Raw genomic sequence first — 18,964 nt, 5'->3', positions numbered from 1 at the left:
TTCAGTTCCCGGCAGCATGGCAGCAACGCAAGGCGACGCCTTGCCGCTAGCGGGCAGCGCGGCCACAATGGCCCGCTTTCTCCTGACAGGACCTCCCATGGAAATTCGTAATCTCGGCGCCTCCGGCCTGCGCGTGTCCGCGGTCGGGCTCGGCTGCAACAATTTCGGCCAGCGCATCGACCTCGAGGCCTCGCGCAAGGTGATCCACCGCGCGCTCGATCTCGGCATCACGCTGTTCGACACTGCCGACATCTATTCGGCCATGGGCGGCTCGGAAAACGTGCTCGGCGCCGTGCTGGGCGATCGCCGCAAGGACATCGTGCTGGCGACGAAATACTCCAAGCCGATGGCGGAGGACGGAACCAAGCAGGGCGCCTCGCGCCGCTACATCATGGCGGCCGTGGACGCGAGCCTGAAGCGGCTGAAGACCGATTACATCGATCTCTACCAGCAGCACGATTATGACCCGCTGACGCCGATCGAGGAGAGTCTGCGCGCGCTCGACGATCTCGTTCGCCAGGGCAAGGTCCGCTACATCGGCAATTCCAACTTTCCGGCGTGGCGGATTGCGGAAGCGGAGTATGTCGCACGCGCGATGAATGTCAGCCGCTTCGTCTCCTGCCAGGACGAATATTCCCTGGTCGTGCGCGACATCGAGAAGGACCTGCTGCCGGCAGCAACGGAATACAAGCTCGGCCTGTTGCCGTTCTTCCCGCTCGCCAGCGGACTTCTGACCGGCAAATACAGGAAGGGCGAGGCGGCACCCGGCGACACCCGCTTTGGCCAAACTCCGCGGCTGCGCGACCGCTACGTCACCCCGCGCAACGAGGCGATCGTCGAGAAGCTGCAGGCCTTTGCGCAAGCGCGCGGACACTCGATGCTCGAGCTCGCCTTCTCCTGGCTCGCCGGCCGCCCGCAGGTCTCGAGCGTCATCGCGGGCGCCACCCGCGTCGAGCAGATCGAGCAGAACGTCAAGGCGATCGCGTGGAAGCTCAGCGCCGATGAGATGGCGGAGATCGACAAGATCACCCAGGGCTGATGTTTAAAGCGCGGCGCGTTACTTCGCGCCGCGTCCCACCGTCTGCATCACCTCAAAGCCTTCGAACTGGGGATGGCCGAGATAGAGCGGCTTGTTATCGCCAGCGCGCTGATGCGCCGCGCGAAACGCCTCCGACTTGGTCCACGCCTCGAACGCGGCGTGGTTCGCCCAGATCGTGTGCGAGGCATAGAGCGTGTGGTCCTCGAGCTCGGGACCGCGCAGCAGATGGAATTCGACGAAGCCCGGCACCCCGTCGAGAAACGTGTCGCGCGAGAGCCAGACCTGTTCGAAAGCGGCTTCAGAGCCCTTGGCGACGCGGAAGCGGTTCATGGCGATGTACATGCGGGTGATCTCCTGATGCTCGGCTCATCATGTCGTCATTCCGGGACGCACCGCAAGACACGGGCCCGGAATGACGGTGGCTGTTATTACACCACCAATCCCTTCATCGGCCGCGCTGCGGCGCTGTCCGGGAACACCGTCTCCGCCAGCACGCGATCGGACAGGCCGAACTGTCCCTGCAGCACGCCCTTGATCACGGAGCGCAAATCCGTGGTCGGCTTGAGGTCGCGTCCCTCATACAAGTTCGCAAGCTTGAGGCCGGGCCAGTCGGAGATGACGCGGCCGCCCTTCACCGCGCCGCCGGCGAGCAGCGCGATCGTTCCCGTGCCGTGATCGGTGCCGTCGGTGCCGTTGATGCGCGCGGTGCGGCCGAACTCGGTGGCGACGACGATTGCGGTGTCGCGCCAGCGCTCGCCGAGGCCGCTTTCGAACTCGGCGAGCGCGCCATCGAGGCCGCCGAGCAGGAAGGCCAGACGCCCGACCGGGCCGCCCTCATTGGCATGCGTATCCCAGCCGTCGAAAGCGAGCGCGGCGATGCGCGGGCCGTCGTCGGCCGCCATCAGTTTTGCTGCGCCGCGCGCGACCTGGCGCATCTGCGCGACCTGGTTGCCACCCTTTGGCTTCATGTCGTCGCCGCTCGCGACCTTGTCGAGTTGAAGACCTTGCGACAGCACTGATGCCAGCGCGGGATCGCGGTGGCGATAGAGATCGACCAGCCGCATCGCGGTGTCGTCGTCGGCCTGCGGCAGCGCCACCGGCGCCCAGCCGACGGTTGGCGCATTGCCGCGCAATACCAGCGGCGTGGTCGGACCGACCGCGAGCCCGCTCGACACACGCTCGCCGCGCGGCAGCGCTTCGAGCGCGCGATTGAGCCAGCCGGATTGCACGCGGCCGGGGCCGGCATAGCCGCTTTCGAGCACGTCCTGGCCATCGAAATGCGAGCGGTCGCGATAGGGCGTCGCAACGGCATGGATCACCGCGGCATGCATGTCGCGATACATGCGTGCGAATTCCGGCATCGCCGGATGCAGCGCGAAGAAAGTATCGAGCATGATCGCGGGATGCGCGCCGTCGGCGGCAAGCGCGATCGAGCCGTGCAGGCCGGCATAATCGGGGTCACCGAGCGGTGCGACGGTCGAGAGCCCGTCGAGCGCGCCGCGCAGGATCACCACGATCAATCGCGGATCGCGCCCGCCGGCCGCGCGCGCGAATTTCGGCAGATAGGCCCAGGCCGCGAAGGACGCGCCGCCGAGCAGCAGGCCGCGGCGCGAGGTGAGGAGCCGGTTCTCGACGCAGTCGATCATCTTCATCTCCTCTGCATTTCCGGCGACATCAGCAGCAGCGCCAGCGCCTGCTGCCGCGACTCCGCGCGCTCGATGGTTCTGCGCGTCTCGATGGACGCCGCATCGGCAGCCGCGAACTCCAGCAGGTCGAGCGGATCGATGTTGGGCCCAAGCCGCGCGCCCATTTGTGCCGCGATGTCGAGCCGGAGCTTGATGCCTTCGGGCGCGGCCCAGGCCGCGCTGGTATCCGGAAAACCGTTCGGCCCGGCCGGCGACCACAGCGGCTGACCGAGCAGATTCAGGTTATTGAGGTAGCCGCCGGGATCTTCCGGCACGCGCGCGAGCAGCCGGCCACTCGCGACCACGAAGTCGTAGGGCGAGCGCATCTTGGTCAACGGCGCCTTCCACGCTTCGTCGGAATCGACGAGCGCCGCGGCAAGCGCCTTGAGATTACCGTCGGTCTTGACGAAGACGTCGCGCAATCGCGCCACGAGCGCCGGCGGCGGATCGTCGGCAACGAAATGGCGGACGAATTTGGTGGCGATGAAATTGGCGGTCGAGGGATGGCGCGCGATGTCGGCGAGCGCGGCCTCGCCTTGCGCAAGGCCGGTCGGCCCGTAGGTCTTGCCGAGCAGGATTTGCGGCCCGGGCTGGTGCGCATTGACGTTGAACACGAAGGAGCCGGGCGTGCCGAGCTGCCCCTGCCTTCCGGCAAAGGTCCAGCCGGTGATGATGCGCGCGAGCGAGGTGACGTCGTCCTGCGTGTAGCCGCCGCCGACGCCGAGCGTATGCAGCTCCATGATCTCGCGCGCGAGATTCTCGTTCAGCCCGCGCTTGCGGTTTTGCCCGGCGCGCGAGTCCGGCCCGAGCGATTGCTGGTTGTCGAGGAAGAACAGCATCGCCGGATGCTGCTCGACGGCCTTGAGCATGTCGGCGAAGCGCCCGAGCACATGCGGCCGGATCGCCTCGCGCTCGAACGCGCCGGCCCAGATCCGCGCGAGCTCGCCCTTGCTCGCGGAGATGCAGAAATGGTTGGACCAGAACACCACCAGCCGCTCGGTGAAGCCGCACTCGACCAGCGTCGCGCGTTGCAAGCGCGCCAGCGTCTCGGCGCGAAAGGTTTTCTGGATCACGTTGAGCGGCTGCGGCGCGGGCTTGGCGGCAGGGGGCGCGGCAGCGTTGGGCTGCATCGTATCCGGCTTCGCCGCATTGTCGGCGGGCTTGGCCTCGGCCATCTGGCCGGCGATCTCGGTCGCGGCCGCGTTGAGCGAAAGATTGCGGCGCAGCCCCGGCTTCTGATCGGCCGGTGCCTGCTGCGCCCCTTCAGCGGGCGCAGCGGCCTTCGCGGCCTCGCGGGCCTGCTTGACCTGATCCTGATAGGCGAACACGGCCTGGCCGAGTTGCGGCGTCGATTGCAGCCCCGGCGCTTCCAGCAGCACGCCATTAGGGCGCGCGAGTTCCGCCTTCACGAAGCCGCGCGGATCGGAGGCCGCGTTGATGAGATCGCCGGACGCCCCGCCGCGCGCTCCGAAACCGAAACGGTTGAGCGCGACGAGGGCAGCTTGCGAATCGCGGGCCATCGATGTGTCCTTCGCGCGTTGCCAACCGCTTTCCGAGTCTGAGCGCAGCGCCTAATATACCGTAGCGGGAGATGAACCCGGCATGAAAATGACGGCGAAGCCTTTGGGCAAATCATGACAAATCCGAAAGAATTTCCCTCCGATTTTCCCTTGCCGGAACCGCGCCGCCTCGCCTGCTCCCGCTGCGGCGCCGAGTTCGGCTGCGATCTCTCGGGAAACTGCTGGTGCGCGGAGGAAACGGCGCGGCTGCCGATGCCGATCAAGGGCGAGGATTGTTTGTGCCGGGAATGTCTGAGGAAGGCGGCGGCGGAGGCGGTGAACGCTGCTCATTGAGCGCGAGAAGATCGCCACATTGTCGCTGTCGTCCCTGCGAACGCAGGGGACCCATAACCACAGGGAGACGTTAGGCGAAGACTGATCGCTTGGTACTACGACCATCCCTAACCGATAAATCACGCGGTATGGGTCCCTGCGTTCGCAGGGACGACGGTGTGGAGAGACCTCGGCCTACACCGCGTGCCCCGGCGATGTCCGCGCCATGCCGTCGAACGCGTCGAGCAGTTTTTCGCGCCACGCATAGACGGGGTCATCCACTTCCAGCAGCCTGAACGGGCTCACCACACGCGCCCACTGAAAACCGCCGAACACGATGTAGTCGGCATAGTTCGGCGCCCTGCCGCCGATGAAGGGCTGCCTCTTCAGGGTCTGCCGCATCACCTCGAGCGATTTGCGAAACGCGACGACGCCGGTGTCGCGGCCCGCCATCACGTCTTCCAGCGTTTTGCCGCCAAAGCGCGCCTCGCGCGACTGGCGGAAATAGGTGGCATCGGCCTCCGCGAGGTTCTTCGGGATGTCGGCGATGATCAGCGGAAAGATACCGCCGACGATGGCGATGTCGCCCCAGGCGTTGAGCATGCGCGCCATGGCGCGGCCGCCGTCGCCGCCGAACAGGGACGGATGGTCTGGAAAATTGTCTTCGAGATAATTCGCGATCGCCCAGGAATCGATCACGGGCTTGTCATGATGCAGCAGCACCGGGACCCTCTCCGAGCCGTGCGGCGATATCGCGCTCTTCTCGGTGAAGCGCCAGGGCAGCGATTCCGCCGACAGGCCCTTGTGCGCCAGCGCCATCCGCGTGCGCCAGCAATACGGGCTGAACGGGCGCGCGGCATCGGTACCGACGAGTTCGAAGAGCTTGAGCGACATGAAAGGCCTTCCCTGCCAGACCCTCATCCTGAGGAGCGCGGAACGCGCGTCTCGAAGGATGAAGGCCCGATCTCGGCCTCTCCCTTCGAGACGCGCGCAAGATGCGCGCTCCTCAGGGTGAGGGTCTCCCATTCTGGATTGCTTCGCTTGCGCTCGCAATGACGATGTGGAGGCGGAGGTGTGTGTCACCGCCCGTTCGTGCGCAGCAACCTCTCGCCGTCCGTCGTCACCGCGATGATCAGCCCCACGCCTGCAATCGTTTCGCGGGTGACGTAGCCGCGCTCGGCGGCGTCTTCCCAGATGGTGAGGCGCGGGCACGAGGTCTTCCAGGTCGCGATCACCTCGGCATAGGCGCGCGGCTCGCGCGCGATCCATTCGACGAAGTCCAGCACCAGCGGGTCGGCCGTCTCGCTCATTGCAAACCTCCCTTGTCGAAGGCCGCCAGCACCGGGGTACGAAGCAGGAGCCAGCCGCCATAGGCGATGTAGTAGCAGGCGATGGTGGTGATCAGCTTGTTCGACCAGGCCACGAATTGCTGGTCGGTCATGGCTTCGAGGATGCGCCGCGCCAGCGTGGTGCCGAGCATCGAGGCGAGAATCGCGACGCCGGCGAGCACGGGATCGAGGCTCGCGGCCTGGTCGATGATGCCGCCGAAATAGACGAGCTTGGTGAAATGGCTGACGAGCTGGCACATCGCCTTGGTCGCCACCTTCTCGCGCCGGCCGAAATCGCCGCCGAGGAAGAAGGTGTCGAGCAACGGTCCCGACACGCCGGTCATCAGCATCAAGCCCATGCAGATCGTGCCATAGACGGTGCCCTGCCAGAGACGGTCAGGATCCGGCTTGATGTTCGACGGCAGCAGCCGCGCCATGAACGGGGTGACGCCGAGCAGCAGCAGCGCCATCGGCTTGTCCGGCACGTAGCGGGTGAGCGACCAGGCCGCGAGCGCGACGGCAGCGCCGACCATGTAGTTCGCGACCGGCCGCCAGCGGATATGCGCGCGCCACAGGAACGCGCGCCAGCCGTTCGAGGCCATCTGCGTGATCGCATGCAGCACCATCGCGGTCGGCAGCGGCATCAGCGCCAGCAGCACGCCGATCAGGATCAAACCGCCCGCCATGCCGAACAGCCCCGACAGGAACGCGGTGGCGACCATCAGCAATCCAAGGGCAGCGATCATGATGGGCGTCACGAGAGATTCTCCTGCAAACGCGTAAGGAACGAAGGCTGCATCACACCCTCGCCCCGCTTGCGGGGAGAGGGTGGGGTGAGGGGGAGTCTCCGCAAGGAAGGTGGCAGAGGGACTCGCGGAGCGTCCCCCTCACCCGGAATCTGCTCTCGCAAACTCCGGCCTCTCCCCGCGTGCGGGGAGAGGCGAAGAACGCGGCGGCGGCCCCGAAACACAACTTGGAATTACTCTCATTCTTGTGCCTCGCTTGCCCCGGCTTCGCAAACTGAGTTATCTTGGCCTTGCATCAGCTTTCCTGAGGGTGGGTCATTTGCGGCGGCTGCTGTTTCTCAACGGCATCAAGGCATTCGAGGCGGCGGCGCGGACCGGCAGCTTTGCGGCGGCCGGGCTCGAGCTCAGCGTGTCGGCGGCGGCTGTCAGCCGCATGGTGCATCTGCTGGAGGAACGTCTCGGCGTCGCGCTGTTCGAGCGCAAAGCCAACAAGCTCGTGCTGACGCAGGCAGGCCGCGCCTATCAAGGCGGGCTGACGCCGATCTTCGACGCGCTGGCAAGCCTCACCGCGCAGGTGACGGCGCCCTCCAGCGTCCGCGTGCTCACCATCGGCGTCGGACATACGTTTGCGATGCGCTGGCTGATCCCGCGGCTGTCGGAGTTTCGCAGCGAGGAGCCCGACATCGAGGTGCGTTTCACCACCGGCGGTGCCGAGGTCCCATTCGGCGAGGACTGGAGCTGCGGCATCAAGCTCGGCACCGGCGACTGGCCCGGCCTGGTCGCCGAGCCGCTATTCGCCGGCGACCTCACGCCGGTCTGCGTGCCTCGCCTCGCCACCGGCCTGAAGCGGCCCGCCGACCTCAAAGGGCCAGGCCTGATCCGCGTTACGCATTCGCCGGAGGATTGGCCGATCTGGCTCAAGGCCGCGAACCTCACCCGCATCAACGCGCGCGGACCGGAATTCCAGTTCTACGGCCAGGCGCTCCAGGCCGCCGCCGACGGCCTCGGCATCGCCATGGGCATCCGGCCCTATATCGACGACGATCTCGCCGCCGGCCGGCTGGTCGCGCCGTTCGATCTCTCGGTTCCCAAGGGCATGCGCTGGTACCTGCTGTATCGCAGTTTTCAGACCGAGCAGCGCGACTTCGCCGCGTTCCGGCGCTGGATCATGCGGGCGGCCTCGGAGCCCGCCGCACGCCCCGCCAGGCGGATCGGCCGCGCCGCGCCGCGGAACTGACGCCCGTTCCACGAGGCCCTGGGCAAAAAAGCCGGCCGCTTGTGAATGGCTTCACATACTGAACCCGCCAAACGTGGTCCCCTGACCCTTCAACAAGACACTTACGGAACATTTGGGGACTACAATGACGACCATCTACGACGGCTTTGACATCGAATCCTTCGAGGCCGGCAAAGGCCTCTGGCATGCCCGCATCCGCCGCGCCGATCTCAGCCCCCTCGCCATCGACGGCGTGCTGTTTCCGGCCATGGAAGTCGGTTTCGCCTGGCCGGATCAGAACGCGGCGATCGCCGATGCCAAGCACCACATCGACCGCTTCCGCCGGCGGGCCGACGACCACGACGACGAATAAGCGCGGGACTCCAAGCGAACCAAGGGACAGCGCAGCATAAAGGGGGAACCGGTCATGTCAGTCATCGAATTCGAAGACACGCCGCGGCCGAGGATCTACGCTCGCAATGTGCTGTCGAAATGTCCCGAATGCGATGGCGATCTCGCGGTGCTTCGCGTGATCGGCGGCCGCGCCGGGTGCGAGTACTGGACCATGCGCTGCACCGATTGCGGCGGGATCCATCTCGACATCCTCGAGCCGCACCGGGCGAGCAACGACGACGAGGCCCCGCCGCCGGCGGCGTAAAGAGGCTGCTGCCAACCTGCTGTCAGCAGCCTGAGCACGGACGGGCATTCGCTCTTTTCTGAAGCGCTGACTCGTCCCATATTCGGGGCATGGCGAAGAAACCTGCTCCCCCGAAATCCCCCAAATCCAAGGCCCCGAACTCCAAGGCACATCGGCCTGACGTGCAGCCGATCGGGCCGGCGCTGGCCGAGTTGCTCAATCCCGCGATCAATCGCGGCGATGCCGGGCTGGGATCGGGCACCGGGCTGCAGCCGCCGCCGGACAATTCGCGCGACCGCCGCGCCGGGGGCGAGGCTGCCGCCCATCGCGCACGCGCCTCGACGCCAAAGGAGTTTCCGCAGGATAATGCCAAGCCGATGCCGCTGCGGCCGAATCCGCAGCCGCCGGGCGCGCGCGCGACCACCGAAGGCTTTGAAGAAGCGCCGCAGGCCAATTACGGCACCGCGGCCACGATCCCGACGCTCGATCCGGAACTGGCGCGGCAGCTCGGGCTTCCCACCGAAGAGGACGATGCCGAGGCGCTGGCGCGTCCGCCACGTACCAAGATGGAGGCGCTCGGCGTCAAGGCGACCGCCGACGCGCTGGAATCGCTGATCCGCGAGGGCCGGCCGGAGTTCCGCAGGGACGACGGCTCCACCAAGGTGTGGACGCCGCACCGCCCGCCGCGCCCGGAAAAGTCCGAAGGCGGCGTGCGCTTCGAGATCAAATCGCCGTACCAGCCGCGCGGCGACCAGCCGACCGCGATCGCCGAGCTGGTCGAAGGCATCCAGCGTAACGACCGCTCGCAGGTGCTGCTCGGCGTCACCGGCTCAGGCAAGACCTACACCATGGCCAAGGTGATCGAGGCGACGCAGCGGCCCGCCATCATCCTGGCGCCGAACAAGACGCTCGCCGCCCAGCTCTATGGCGAGTTCAGGAGCTTCTTCCCCGACAACGCCGTCGAATATTTCGTCAGCTATTACGACTACTACCAGCCGGAAGCCTACGTTCCGCGCACGGACACCTACATCGAAAAGGACTCCTCGATCAACGAGCAGATCGACCGCATGCGCCATTCGGCGACGCGCGCGCTGCTCGAACGCGACGACGTCATCATCGTGGCGTCGGTGTCCTGCATCTACGGTATCGGCTCGGTCGAGACCTACACCGCGATGACCTTCGCGCTGAAGAAGGGCGAGCGCATCGACCAGCGCCAGCTGATCGCCGACCTCGTCGCCCTCCAGTACAAGCGCACCCAGGCCGATTTTACCCGCGGTACCTTCCGCGTCCGCGGCGACGTCATCGACATCTTCCCGGCGCACTATGAAGACCGGGCCTGGCGCGTGAACCTGTTCGGCGACACCATCGAGACCATCGAGGAGTTCGATCCGCTCACCGGCCACAAGCAGGACGAGCTCGAATTCATCAAGATGTACGCCAACTCGCACTACGTGACGCCGCGCCCGACGCTGGTGCAGGCGATCAAGTCGATCAAATCAGAATTGAAGCAGCGGCTCGACCAGCTGCACGACCAGGGCCGCCTGCTGGAGGCGCAGCGGCTGGAGCAGCGCACCACCTTCGATCTCGAGATGATGGAGGCGACCGGAAGCTGCGCCGGCATCGAAAACTATTCGCGCTATCTCACCGGGCGCCTGCCCGGCGAGCCGCCGCCGACGCTATTCGAATACGTCCCCGACAACGCGCTGGTGTTCGCCGACGAGAGCCACGTCACCGTGCCGCAGATCGGCGGCATGTTCCGCGGCGACTTCCGCCGCAAGGCGACGCTGGCCGAGTATGGCTTCCGCCTGCCCTCCTGCATGGACAACCGCCCGCTCCGCTTCGAGGAGTGGGACATGATGCGGCCGCAGACGGTCGCGGTGTCGGCCACGCCGAGCGCCTGGGAATTGAACGAGAGCGGCGGCGTGTTCGTCGAGCAGGTCATTCGCCCGACCGGACTTATTGATCCTCCCGTTAATATCCGCCCCGCCCGCACCCAGGTCGACGATCTCGTCGGCGAGGTGCGCGCGACCGCCCAGGCCGGCTATCGCTCGCTGATCACGGTGCTGACAAAGCGCATGGCGGAGGACCTCACCGAATATCTGCATGAGCAGGGTATTCGCGTTCGCTACATGCACTCCGATATCGACACCATCGAGCGTATCGAGATCATCAGGGATCTTCGCTTGGGCGCCTTCGACGCGCTGGTCGGCATCAACCTGCTCCGCGAGGGCCTCGACATTCCCGAATGCGCACTGGTCGCGATTTTGGACGCCGACAAGGAAGGCTTTCTGCGCAGCGAGACCTCGCTGATCCAGACCATCGGCCGCGCCGCGCGCAACGTCGACGGCAAGGTGATCCTCTACGCCGACCAGATGACGGGCTCGATGGAGCGCGCCATCGCGGAAACCAACCGCCGCCGCGAAAAACAGGTCGAGTACAACACCGCCAACGGCATCACGCCGGAGAGCGTGAAGAAGCAGATCGGCGACATCCTCAACTCGGTCTACGAGCGCGACCACGTGCTGGTCGAGGTCGGCGGCCACGACATGACCGACGACGTCATCTCGATCGGCCACAATTTTGAAGCCGTGCTCGCCGATCTCGAAACCCGCATGCGCGAGGCCGCCGCCGATCTGAACTTCGAGGAAGCCGCCCGCCTGCGCGACGAAGTCAAGCGCCTGCGCGCCACCGAGCTCGCAGTGGTCGACGATCCCACCGTCAAGCAGCGCACGGTGCAGGGCAAGGCCGGCGCCTATGCCGGCACCAAGAAGTACGGCGACGCCGCCAACCTGCCCGTCAGCGCGATGAAGAAGAAAACCGTGAGCTCCGCGCTGAAAGCGAGCGGCGGCGGCAGCGGCTCGAAGGTGCACAAGCCGCATCTCGACGAGATGCATGGGCCGGAGTCTTTGCCCTACCGCGAAAACCCGAGCCTGCCGGCAAAACCGTTCGGCAGCACGAGCCGGATCATCCAGCCGACGGACTCAAGACAGTCCGGGCCCGAGTTCGGGCCGGCGCCGAAGTCGACGGGCGGGCAGCCGGGACGGCGGGGTGGGTGGAAGAAGAGGTAGGCGACGGAGTATCGTCCGCGCTTGTCGTGGCTATGGATTCCGGGCTCGCGCTTTGCGCGCCCCGGAATGACGAGGGAGCATGTGGTGCCGTTCGCGCCTACAGCTTCCCCTGCCCGTTCACCTGACCCTGCTGTTGCTGCTGCTTTTCCTGCTCCTTGGCGTGATGCCTGCCGTAGAGGCAGCCGGCGGCGGCGCCCAGGACGCCGTGATGACCGGCATAGTGGCCGGCGACGCCGCCGACCACGGCGCCCTTGATGCAGCCCTTGGCGTTGGCGGCGGAGGTCGCGCCCAGCATCAGAAGTGCTGCGGCGACGGTGAGAAGCGAGGATTTCATGATCGATGTCTCCGGATCGGTTTCGGTGTCTCAACGAGCACCGACGGGCGCGGGTTCCCGTGTGCCGGGCGTGGCGGGACGCGCCCGCCGGCATGCACGCGGCGTCATGCGGGGCGCGAGAACCCGCTCAAATTCGTGCAGACAGCTACGCACGCAACCCATAATTGCACTTCATGAACCGGGCCTTGCATCGGCGCGTCATATGATCCGGACACCTTTGTTTTTGCGGATTGATGGACCCGCAGAGCGCGCATTGACGTTTGCAATCGACACCCCACGAGGGCGGGAGCGGCATGACGGTTGGATCGCTGAACAGGCAACGCGTGCTGCATCTGCTGGATAGCTTTGCTCGCGGCGATATTGAGGCCGCGCTGTCGTGCTGCACCGACGACGTCGACTTCCTCACCCACGCGCCGATCGACGTGCTGCCGCACATGGTGCCGCGTCACGGCAAGCAGGAGCTGCGCGAGCTGTGGCAGACGGTCTGGTCGCGCTATTCCGAAATCCGCTACAAGGCGCCGCACATCCTCGCCGAGGGCGACGAGGTCGCGACCTACATGCACACCTACTTCAAGAAGCGCAGCAACGATCGCGTCGTACAGTTCGACATGGCGGTGTTCTACAGCTTCCGGGGCGGACTGGTGGCGCAGATCCGCGAGATCATCGATTCCTACGATCTGGTGCAGCAGGTGCTGGAGCGGGAGATCGGGCCGCTGATCGTGGGCGCGCGGGTAGACGGAGGATGACCCTTCTCCGTCGCCTCGATCTTACGGGGAGAGGTGAAGCAGAGACCGGGAGATTACGGGGTTCTGTTGTAAATCTCACAAACCCGCATCAATTGTGCATTGCGAAAACGTGAATTGCGTTTTGGCCGAAATCGCCTATTTTATTTGTATACGAATGAGTTGAGCGGCCCCCGCACCTTTTCTGTGCATGGGGTTGCTTTCCGTTTTTTCTGCAAGCCAGCTTCAGGACGCCCCCAAATGACAGAGCACAGCCTCTGGCGTTTCTCGCGCGCGTTGCATCGCGCGGTGAACGACCGGGATTTCAGGGACATCGAGGCCCTGATCGACGAGGACGTCGAGTGGGCGATCTACGGCCCGATCGACATGTTTCCGTTCCTCGGCGCGCGCCAGGGCCGGGACGCCGTGCTCGAGGTCATCCGCCAGCTCGCCGACAATTTCCATGTCCGCCGCTTCGACCGCGAGAGCATCATGCTCGGCGTGGATTCCGCCGCCTCGATGCTGCGCTATTCGCTGACCGCGCTCGACTCCGACAAGCCGATCAGCTTGCGGGTCGCACAGTTCGCCCAGTTCAGGGCGGGCAAGCTGATCAGCATGCGCGTGCTGGTCGACACCTTCGATCTGGTTGAACAGGCACTCGGCCGCGCCATTCATCTGCCGAAGATGACCCGCGTCGGCTGAGGGGGACGCCAACGGGCCCCGCTTGCCGGGACCGATGATTGATGCTCGCCCGACCCGCGTCCTGGCCTCCAGCCCCGCCGGATGCCGTCGTGGCGAAGCTCGTCATCGGGCGCGCCTTTCGCGCGGCCCGTTGGTTCGCCATTCCAGTGGTTTGAGCATGATCTCCGCGCAAACGCGTTCCGCGTTTGTCGCGAGGGAAAACCCGCTGCACACTTTGCGCCGGCGCGGCCCTTCGGGTCCGGATCATGCTCTGGCCGGATCATGCCCTGGCCGAAGCGAGCCGCCACAATTTCGCAACGATAGATCACCATGTGTTGAGCGGACCGAATGGCGCATGGTCATCACCGAAGGCCGCATTATAGTGGCGGCAAGCATGCGCTGGGCTCGCGGGCAGGACGATGGAATTCTCGACAGGTTTTGGCTGGACCAGGCTGCCGGTGCTGGCGGCCGCATTCATTTTGGGCTCGGTTCTGACGGTCTCGGCGCAGATCATTCCGCCCTTCTCGGCGGCTGCGCCTGACGACGAGGCCGAGACCGAAGCCACAGAGACCGCCGCAGCCCCCGACGTCAACGACCCCGACATTTTAAAGGGCATCGACGTCGACAAGCTCGACTGGAGCCAGCTCGCGGTCGACGCCGGCACCGGCAACGACGTCATGGCCGCCAAGAAGCGCGCCCAGGCCGCCGCCAAGGACGGACTGAACTGGTCGTCAAACGCGAACGCCAACGGCTCCTCGGCGGTGACGGTGAAGCAGTCGGTCTCCTCGTTCTGGGACGCCCGCATCGGCGCCGACATGACGGTGACGAGCGAACCGCGGACGATGTCCGAGCTGCTGGCGCAGAAAGCCACCAATGGCGGCAGCCTGCCGCAATCCTCCGGCAGCGCCTGGGCGGCGGCGACCGCGCCGGGCGCCGGCTCGATCTGGGACAAGACCGCGGTGGAAGCCCGTGTCGATCCCGGCGCCGAGCAGAGCAAGATCGGGGCGTCGCTGATCAAGTCGGTGCCGCTCTCGAGCGACACGTCGCTGACGCTTCAGAACGGCTATAGCGTCAACCAGCAGGGCAACACCGCGGTGCCCGGCATCGGCGGGCACGTCACGCGCAATTACGAGACCGAGCAGAGCGCCAAGGTCACCCTCACCGACACCGGCACCAGCATCACCGCCGGCCAGTCGCTGTCCACCACCGACGACAAATGGCTGCGCAAGGTCGGCGCGGAGCAAAAGCTGTTCGACAACGTCACCGTCTCCGGCTCGGTCGGCGAGACCTCGCAGGGCGCGATCAACAAGAGCCTGACGGCGGGCTTCAAGAAGAGCTGGTAGCAGTCCAGCACCCACCCTCTCCCATCATCCCGGGATAGGTTCGTTTTCCCAGCAGTTCAGACTCTCGTAACCATACGCCACGGCAAAGCCCCCGAATCGTCCGCCCTTGCCGTATCTCGGCCAAGTTGCGGTCAAAATCCGACGCCCTAGTCGGATGACCGAACTCGTCGTGCGGGGGACACTCGCGCTGCGCTCAACGCGAACAGGGGAATAACGATGAACGCCATGCGTCCGGAAAAGACCGAACCCACCGAGACCGAGACGGTCGACACCAACCTCGCCGCAGTGACGGAAGTCGAAGCCGGCATCCGCGACTTCGTCCGCAACGACATCGCCTATCTGCGCCGGCCGGCATCGGGAACCACCGACACGCCGCCGCTCGATCCGAGCGCGGAAGCCACCGTCACCAACGTCAACTCGCTGATCCAGCGCGTCGCCGGCACCTCGCTCGCCGAGATCGAGAACCTGATCTCCGAGCTCGAGAGCCTGCGCGACCTGCTCCATGCCGAAGGCCAGCGCGTCCAGCGCGAGATCTCCGGCTACGCCCAGCTCAGCCAGGCCGCGATGAAGTCGACCCGCATGATCGCCGACAACGTCGCGCAGTGGAAGCGCGCCGCCGACGGCCTGCGCAACAGCTGATCACTCACGTCAAGCATCACCAGCCGCCGTGTTCCGCAAGGGGCGCGGCGGTTTTGATTCGTGGGGAGTTGGATGCGCACAAGCTCCCTACAATAGGTGTCATCGCCCGACTTGCCGCCTTCGCTAAGGCTTCGGCGGCCGAGTGAGTTCTTGGCCCGGCGAAGCCCTTGGCGGAGACGGGATCGGGCGATCCAGTATTCCAGAGACAATGAGGCAAGAGCCGAGACGCCGCAGCGTACTGGATGCCCCGGTCCCGGCTCCGCCAAGGCTACGCCGGGCCACAAGCTCGCCCGGCCGCCGAAGCTTCAGCGAAGGCGGCAAGCCGGGGCATGACAGCGGAGGGTGTGGCTGCGAAAGATTGGGGCAGTGGACATGCGTTCACACAGTCAATGCAGCCGACCCGGTTCACTTTGAACCTCCGCGCCCCAGCGCCGACCAATGCCAAGCGCCCGCAGCCTTGCGGCCGGGCCTGGGGACATTTCAGATGGAAAGCATTCGGCCCGACAATACGGACCCTATCCCGCTGCGGCCCGCGCCGAACCAGTTCGGCACGATCATGCTGCGCTTCGTCGGATTGCTGGCGGTGGCGATCGCGGTGCTGGCGTTCGTCTATAGCCGCTGACGGCGGAGGCCGGACGTCCGGCCCCGAAGAGTTAACGAGCCCTTAACGGCTCGCGTCGACCGTCGAGGCTTCCAGGGTGTAGCCGCCATCGGCATAGCCCTTCACCACCATGCCGGCGACCAGCATCACTGCCAGCGTCGCGGTCGCAAAGATAAATCCCACCAGCTTGAGTGCGCCGCGGTCTGCCATGGTCCTCGTCCCCTGTTCTCTGCCCAATTCGTTTCAATTAGACAGCGACAGGTTCATAATTGGTTAGCAACTCGATGGTTCCGCCAACTGCTTCGCGGGTCATCATGTTGAGCAGGCTTATGGCAGCCGCCCGGAATCGCGTCCATAGCGCGCGGGCAACACTCGCGCACACATTTGGACTGTTCATCTTGGAACAGGTCTAACCGCCCTTCCGCATCGGCACGAAGGCGCTGGCGGTGATGGAATAGACCTCCTCGCCGCGCTGGTTGGTGCCGGTGGTGCGGGCCGTCAGAATGCCCCAGCCGGGGCGCGAGGCGGAGCTGCGCTTGTCGATGACTTCGTTGACGTAGGCGACGGTGTCGCCGGCGAGCACCGGCCTGATCCAGCGCAGGTCGCGAAAGCCCGGCGACGGCCCCCACACCGCGACCTCCTCGCCGCGCGAAGCGGCCTCACGCGCCAGGCGCTGGCCGTCCGCGACAAGCAGGCTCATGCAGGCCGAGCCGACGTGCCAACCGGAAGCTGCGAGCCCGCCGAACAGCGAGTTCTCGCCTTCCTTCTCGTCGAGGTGGAAGCGCTGCGGATCGAACTTTGCGGCGAACGTCTTGATGGACTCCGCGGTGAACGTGTAGGCGCCGATCTCGCGCCGGTGGCCGATCTCGATCTCCTCGAAGAAGGGCATCAGACTGCTCCCTCGCGCCGCTTGATCAGGATCGGCGAGGTCATCTCGCACAGCGCCTCGCCCTTGGCGTTGCGCACCGTGCATTTGAACTTGACGATGCCGAGCTCCGGCCGGCTCTTCGAGGTGCGCGCCTCCAGCACGTCGACGTCGAGCATGAGATCGTCGCCGGGCCGCAAGGGTGACAGCCAGCGCACCTCGTCGACGCCGGGCGAGCCGAGCGAAGCGGCGCGTGTGATGAAGCCATCGGCCATCATCCGCATCATCAGCGAGCAGAGGTGCCAGCCCGAGCCGGACAGGCCGCGCAGCATGCTCTTGGCCGCGGCCTCCTCATCGAGGTGCATCGGCTGCGGATCGAACTCGGCGGCGAAAGCCAAGATCTCGTCGCGGGTGACATGGCGCGGGCCGAATGTTCCGAACCGGCCGGGCGGGAAATCTTCGAAGGTCAGGGTCATCTCGGGAATGCTTTGAGGGAATGACAGATTGTGGCCGCACTTTGCGGCAATCTCAACCCGCCGGCCCGCATGGCTCGTGCTACATTCGAGGCGCCGGCGTTGGTCTTGAGTCGGATCAACCGAGGGCCAGGATCCACGTGCAAGGCCCGATTTGAAGGCTCGATTTGCCTTGGGGAGAGCAATGTTTTCATTCAGCGATCTGTTTCAATGGGACCGCTTCATCACGCCGACGATCATCAAGACCTTCTACTGGCTGGTGATCGCACTGATCTGCCTGTTCGGCCTTTCCGGAATCTTCTCCGGTCTCGCGACGATGGCGATCAGCCCGTTCGGCGGCTTCCTGGTGCTGCTGTCGTCGATCGCGAGCATCGTCGTCGGCATCGTGTTCTCGCGCATCGCCGCGGAGCTGATCCTGATCGTCTTCCGCATCAACGAGCATCTCGGCGCGATCCGCGACCAGGGCGGCGGGGCGCGGTGAGGCGGCCGTAGGGTGGGCAAAGGCGCAAAGCGCCGTGCCCACCATCCTTCCGCGATTTGAGAGAGACGTGGTGGGCACGCTTCCGCCTTCGCTCTTCGAGCTACGGCGGACAAGTCGCTTTGCCCACCCTACAGCACCGCTCTTTCGCGTCTTACGTATTGAACCTGAAATGCATCACGTCGCCGTCGGCGACGACGTATTCCTTGCCTTCGAGACGCAGCTTGCCGGCATCGCGGGCGCCGGCTTCGCCGTTCAGCGCGACATAGTCCTCATACGCAATCGTCTCGGCGCGGATAAAGCCCTTCTCGAAGTCGGTGTGGATCACGCCGGCCGCCCCCGGCGCCTTGGTGCCGCGATAGATGGTCCAGGCACGCGCTTCCTTCGGGCCCACCGTGAAATAGGTGATGAGGTCGAGCAGGGTGTAGCCGGCGCGGATCAGCCGATCGAGGCCGGCTTCTTCGAGACCCAGCGTCTCCAGGAAGTCGGCGCGCTCCTCGCGCGAAATGGTGGCGATCTCGGATTCGATCTTGGCGGAGATGACGACGGCAACGGCGCCTTCCTTGGCCGCCTGCTCCTCCACCGCCTTTGAGAACGAATTGCCCGTGGCGGCCGAGCCTTCCTCGACGTTGCAGACGTAGAGCACGGGCTTCGACGACAGCAGGCCGAGCATCCCGAAGGCGCGCTCCTCCTCCGCCTTGCGCTCGACGAGGCGGGCGGGCTTGCCCTCGCGCAGCAGCACCAGCGTGCGGTTGACGAGGTCGAGCTGCTCCTTGGCGTCCTTGTCGTTGCCCTTGGCTTTCTTCGTGAGGTTGTCGACGCGCTTCTCGAGGCTGTCGAGGTCGGCGAGCATCAGCTCGGTCTCTATGGTCTCGATGTCGGCGAGCGGGGCGATCTTGCCCTCGACATGCGTGATGTCGGAATCCTCGAAGCAGCGCACGACATGCGCGATGGCGTCGACCTCGCGGATGTTGGCGAGGAACTGGTTGCCGAGGCCTTCACCCTTGGAAGCGCCGCGCACGAGGCCGGCGATGTCGACGAAGGTCAGCCGGGTCGGGATGATCTGCGCCGATTTGGCGATGGCCGAGAGCTTGTCGAGCCGCGGATCGGGCACGGCGACTTCGCCGACATTCGGCTCGATGGTGCAGAACGGATAGTTCGCGGCCTGCGCCGCGGCCGTCTCGGTCAGCGCATTGAACAAGGTCGACTTGCCGACATTGGGCAACCCGACGATCCCGCATTTAAATCCCATGGTCGTCCTCTATCCGTATTCGTCA

23 protein-coding genes are annotated in these 18,964 nt (G+C 65.6%); 12 read left to right on the top strand and 11 right to left on the bottom strand.

Going from position 1 to position 18,964, the window contains the following annotated elements:
• Positions 1 to 97 precede the first annotated feature (97 nt).
• A complete protein-coding gene (locus ABIB99_RS27915; RefSeq protein WP_354178462.1) occupies positions 98 to 1,039 on the top strand; it encodes an aldo/keto reductase in 942 nt (313 codons plus the stop codon).
• A gap of 18 nt (positions 1,040 to 1,057) precedes the next feature.
• Here the strand turns inward: ABIB99_RS27915 and hmuQ are convergent, their stop codons facing one another.
• From hmuQ to ABIB99_RS27900, 3 genes are all read right to left on the bottom strand, one after another.
• On the bottom strand, positions 1,058 to 1,381 hold the full coding sequence (gene hmuQ / locus ABIB99_RS27910) for a heme-degrading protein HmuQ (protein ID WP_028151824.1): 324 nt from the start codon (positions 1,379 to 1,381) through the stop codon (positions 1,058 to 1,060).
• Positions 1,382 to 1,467: 86 nt separating this feature from the next.
• Positions 1,468 to 2,685, bottom strand: coding sequence for a DUF1501 domain-containing protein (locus tag ABIB99_RS27905; protein WP_354178459.1), 1,218 nt, complete (start codon positions 2,683 to 2,685; stop codon positions 1,468 to 1,470).
• 2 nt (positions 2,686 to 2,687) lie between these two features.
• Positions 2,688 to 4,244 carry a DUF1800 domain-containing protein gene (locus ABIB99_RS27900; RefSeq protein ID WP_354178457.1) on the bottom strand — a complete coding sequence of 519 codons (1,557 nt, stop codon included), beginning with the start codon at positions 4,242 to 4,244 and terminating at the stop codon, positions 2,688 to 2,690.
• 114 nt (positions 4,245 to 4,358) lie between these two features.
• Between ABIB99_RS27900 and ABIB99_RS27895 the strand changes: the two genes are divergently transcribed.
• A complete protein-coding gene (locus ABIB99_RS27895) occupies positions 4,359 to 4,577 on the top strand; it encodes a cysteine-rich CWC family protein (RefSeq protein WP_354178455.1) in 219 nt (72 codons plus the stop codon).
• Between the two features lie 174 nt (positions 4,578 to 4,751).
• Here ABIB99_RS27895 and ABIB99_RS27890 read toward each other — a convergent pair whose 3' ends face one another.
• From ABIB99_RS27890 to ABIB99_RS27880, 3 genes are all read right to left on the bottom strand, one after another.
• Positions 4,752 to 5,450: a glutathione S-transferase family protein gene (locus tag ABIB99_RS27890; protein WP_354178453.1), complete on the bottom strand. Its 699-nt coding sequence runs from the start codon at positions 5,448 to 5,450 to the stop codon at positions 4,752 to 4,754.
• A 185-nt stretch (positions 5,451 to 5,635) separates the two neighbouring features.
• Complete coding sequence (locus ABIB99_RS27885) at positions 5,636 to 5,866, bottom strand: hypothetical protein (protein ID WP_208084552.1); 231 nt, start codon at positions 5,864 to 5,866, stop codon at positions 5,636 to 5,638.
• The gene (locus tag ABIB99_RS27880; RefSeq protein ID WP_208084551.1) at positions 5,863 to 6,642 is read right to left on the bottom strand and encodes a sulfite exporter TauE/SafE family protein; all 780 of its coding nucleotides are present in this window, start codon (positions 6,640 to 6,642) and stop codon (positions 5,863 to 5,865) included. Before ABIB99_RS27880 ends, ABIB99_RS27885 begins: the two co-directional genes overlap by 4 nt.
• A 307-nt stretch (positions 6,643 to 6,949) precedes the next feature.
• Between ABIB99_RS27880 and ABIB99_RS27875 the strand changes: the two genes are divergently transcribed.
• The 4 genes from ABIB99_RS27875 to uvrB all read left to right on the top strand — a co-directional run bounded on the left by ABIB99_RS27875 (position 6,950) and on the right by uvrB (position 11,551).
• Positions 6,950 to 7,867, top strand: a complete 918-nt coding sequence (locus tag ABIB99_RS27875; protein ID WP_063985542.1) for a LysR substrate-binding domain-containing protein — start codon at positions 6,950 to 6,952, stop codon at positions 7,865 to 7,867.
• A gap of 124 nt (positions 7,868 to 7,991) precedes the next feature.
• Positions 7,992 to 8,219 carry a hypothetical protein gene (locus tag ABIB99_RS27870; protein ID WP_071909573.1) on the top strand — a complete coding sequence of 76 codons (228 nt, stop codon included), beginning with the start codon at positions 7,992 to 7,994 and terminating at the stop codon, positions 8,217 to 8,219.
• A 54-nt stretch (positions 8,220 to 8,273) separates the two neighbouring features.
• On the top strand, positions 8,274 to 8,504 hold the full coding sequence (locus ABIB99_RS27865; protein WP_063985544.1) for a hypothetical protein: 231 nt from the start codon (positions 8,274 to 8,276) through the stop codon (positions 8,502 to 8,504).
• Positions 8,505 to 8,593: 89 nt separating this feature from the next.
• Positions 8,594 to 11,551 carry an excinuclease ABC subunit UvrB gene (gene uvrB / locus ABIB99_RS27860; RefSeq protein ID WP_354178450.1) on the top strand — a complete coding sequence of 986 codons (2,958 nt, stop codon included), beginning with the start codon at positions 8,594 to 8,596 and terminating at the stop codon, positions 11,549 to 11,551.
• 97 nt (positions 11,552 to 11,648) lie between these two features.
• Here uvrB and ABIB99_RS27855 read toward each other — a convergent pair whose 3' ends face one another.
• A complete protein-coding gene (locus ABIB99_RS27855; protein WP_354178448.1) occupies positions 11,649 to 11,885 on the bottom strand; it encodes a hypothetical protein in 237 nt (78 codons plus the stop codon).
• A 293-nt stretch (positions 11,886 to 12,178) separates the two neighbouring features.
• Between ABIB99_RS27855 and ABIB99_RS27850 the strand changes: the two genes are divergently transcribed.
• From ABIB99_RS27850 to ABIB99_RS27830, 5 genes are all read left to right on the top strand, one after another.
• Positions 12,179 to 12,631 (top strand): nuclear transport factor 2 family protein, encoded by a 453-nt coding sequence (locus tag ABIB99_RS27850; protein WP_354178446.1) that lies wholly within the window; start codon positions 12,179 to 12,181, stop codon positions 12,629 to 12,631.
• Positions 12,632 to 12,868: 237 nt separating this feature from the next.
• Positions 12,869 to 13,309: a nuclear transport factor 2 family protein gene (locus ABIB99_RS27845; RefSeq protein ID WP_354178444.1), complete on the top strand. Its 441-nt coding sequence runs from the start codon at positions 12,869 to 12,871 to the stop codon at positions 13,307 to 13,309.
• 398 nt (positions 13,310 to 13,707) lie between these two features.
• Positions 13,708 to 14,631, top strand: coding sequence for a hypothetical protein (locus tag ABIB99_RS27840; RefSeq protein ID WP_354178442.1), 924 nt, complete (start codon positions 13,708 to 13,710; stop codon positions 14,629 to 14,631).
• A 216-nt stretch (positions 14,632 to 14,847) separates the two neighbouring features.
• Complete coding sequence (locus ABIB99_RS27835) at positions 14,848 to 15,270, top strand: hypothetical protein (protein WP_071909569.1); 423 nt, start codon at positions 14,848 to 14,850, stop codon at positions 15,268 to 15,270.
• Between the two features lie 484 nt (positions 15,271 to 15,754).
• Positions 15,755 to 15,892, top strand: a complete 138-nt coding sequence (locus ABIB99_RS27830; RefSeq protein ID WP_014492018.1) for a hypothetical protein — start codon at positions 15,755 to 15,757, stop codon at positions 15,890 to 15,892.
• Positions 15,893 to 15,934: 42 nt separating this feature from the next.
• Here ABIB99_RS27830 and ABIB99_RS27825 read toward each other — a convergent pair whose 3' ends face one another.
• From ABIB99_RS27825 to ABIB99_RS27815, 3 genes are all read right to left on the bottom strand, one after another.
• Complete coding sequence (locus ABIB99_RS27825) at positions 15,935 to 16,081, bottom strand: hypothetical protein (protein WP_166103493.1); 147 nt, start codon at positions 16,079 to 16,081, stop codon at positions 15,935 to 15,937.
• 199 nt (positions 16,082 to 16,280) lie between these two features.
• Entirely contained in the window at positions 16,281 to 16,760 is a 480-nt protein-coding gene (locus ABIB99_RS27820; protein WP_247315418.1) for a MaoC family dehydratase, read from the bottom strand.
• The gene (locus ABIB99_RS27815) at positions 16,760 to 17,212 is read right to left on the bottom strand and encodes a MaoC family dehydratase (RefSeq protein ID WP_354178439.1); all 453 of its coding nucleotides are present in this window, start codon (positions 17,210 to 17,212) and stop codon (positions 16,760 to 16,762) included. The genes ABIB99_RS27820 and ABIB99_RS27815 overlap by 1 nt, the downstream gene beginning before the upstream one ends.
• A gap of 181 nt (positions 17,213 to 17,393) precedes the next feature.
• On the opposite strand from ABIB99_RS27815, the gene ABIB99_RS27810 reads away from it, so the two are divergent.
• Positions 17,394 to 17,690 (top strand): DUF4282 domain-containing protein, encoded by a 297-nt coding sequence (locus ABIB99_RS27810; protein WP_063985551.1) that lies wholly within the window; start codon positions 17,394 to 17,396, stop codon positions 17,688 to 17,690.
• A gap of 151 nt (positions 17,691 to 17,841) precedes the next feature.
• On the opposite strand, the gene ychF is transcribed toward ABIB99_RS27810, so the two are convergent.
• Entirely contained in the window at positions 17,842 to 18,939 is a 1,098-nt protein-coding gene (ychF, locus tag ABIB99_RS27805) for a redox-regulated ATPase YchF (protein WP_028151572.1), read from the bottom strand.
• Between the last annotated feature and the right edge of the window lie 25 nt (positions 18,940 to 18,964).

Origin of the sequence: Bradyrhizobium sp. LA6.1 (assembly GCF_040547805.1) — a bacterium.
GTDB lineage: Bacteria > Pseudomonadota > Alphaproteobacteria > Rhizobiales > Xanthobacteraceae > Bradyrhizobium > Bradyrhizobium barranii.
This window is presented reverse-complemented; position numbering and strand designations above follow the sequence as displayed.

Coding starts and splice junctions, on each gene's coding strand:
- ABIB99_RS27850 (WP_354178446.1), top strand. CDS start 12,179: ATGACGGTTGGATCGCTGAACAGGCAACGCGTGCTGCATCTGCTGGAT.
- ABIB99_RS27830 (WP_014492018.1), top strand. CDS start 15,755: ATGGAAAGCATTCGGCCCGACAATACGGACCCTATCCCGCTGCGGCCC.
- ABIB99_RS27885 (WP_208084552.1), bottom strand. CDS start 5,866: ATGAGCGAGACGGCCGACCCGCTGGTGCTGGACTTCGTCGAATGGATC.
- ABIB99_RS27870 (WP_071909573.1), top strand. CDS start 7,992: ATGACGACCATCTACGACGGCTTTGACATCGAATCCTTCGAGGCCGGC.
- ABIB99_RS27865 (WP_063985544.1), top strand. CDS start 8,274: ATGTCAGTCATCGAATTCGAAGACACGCCGCGGCCGAGGATCTACGCT.
- uvrB (WP_354178450.1), top strand. CDS start 8,594: ATGGCGAAGAAACCTGCTCCCCCGAAATCCCCCAAATCCAAGGCCCCG.
- hmuQ (WP_028151824.1), bottom strand. CDS start 1,381: ATGTACATCGCCATGAACCGCTTCCGCGTCGCCAAGGGCTCTGAAGCC.
- ABIB99_RS27820 (WP_247315418.1), bottom strand. CDS start 16,760: ATGCCCTTCTTCGAGGAGATCGAGATCGGCCACCGGCGCGAGATCGGC.
- ABIB99_RS27900 (WP_354178457.1), bottom strand. CDS start 4,244: ATGGCCCGCGATTCGCAAGCTGCCCTCGTCGCGCTCAACCGTTTCGGT.
- ABIB99_RS27845 (WP_354178444.1), top strand. CDS start 12,869: ATGACAGAGCACAGCCTCTGGCGTTTCTCGCGCGCGTTGCATCGCGCG.
- ABIB99_RS27810 (WP_063985551.1), top strand. CDS start 17,394: ATGTTTTCATTCAGCGATCTGTTTCAATGGGACCGCTTCATCACGCCG.
- ABIB99_RS27890 (WP_354178453.1), bottom strand. CDS start 5,450: ATGTCGCTCAAGCTCTTCGAACTCGTCGGTACCGATGCCGCGCGCCCG.
- ABIB99_RS27905 (WP_354178459.1), bottom strand. CDS start 2,685: ATGATCGACTGCGTCGAGAACCGGCTCCTCACCTCGCGCCGCGGCCTG.
- ABIB99_RS27835 (WP_071909569.1), top strand. CDS start 14,848: ATGAACGCCATGCGTCCGGAAAAGACCGAACCCACCGAGACCGAGACG.
- ABIB99_RS27895 (WP_354178455.1), top strand. CDS start 4,359: ATGACAAATCCGAAAGAATTTCCCTCCGATTTTCCCTTGCCGGAACCG.
- ABIB99_RS27855 (WP_354178448.1), bottom strand. CDS start 11,885: ATGAAATCCTCGCTTCTCACCGTCGCCGCAGCACTTCTGATGCTGGGC.
- ABIB99_RS27815 (WP_354178439.1), bottom strand. CDS start 17,212: ATGACCCTGACCTTCGAAGATTTCCCGCCCGGCCGGTTCGGAACATTC.
- ychF (WP_028151572.1), bottom strand. CDS start 18,939: ATGGGATTTAAATGCGGGATCGTCGGGTTGCCCAATGTCGGCAAGTCG.
- ABIB99_RS27825 (WP_166103493.1), bottom strand. CDS start 16,081: ATGGCAGACCGCGGCGCACTCAAGCTGGTGGGATTTATCTTTGCGACC.
- ABIB99_RS27840 (WP_354178442.1), top strand. CDS start 13,708: ATGGAATTCTCGACAGGTTTTGGCTGGACCAGGCTGCCGGTGCTGGCG.
- ABIB99_RS27915 (WP_354178462.1), top strand. CDS start 98: ATGGAAATTCGTAATCTCGGCGCCTCCGGCCTGCGCGTGTCCGCGGTC.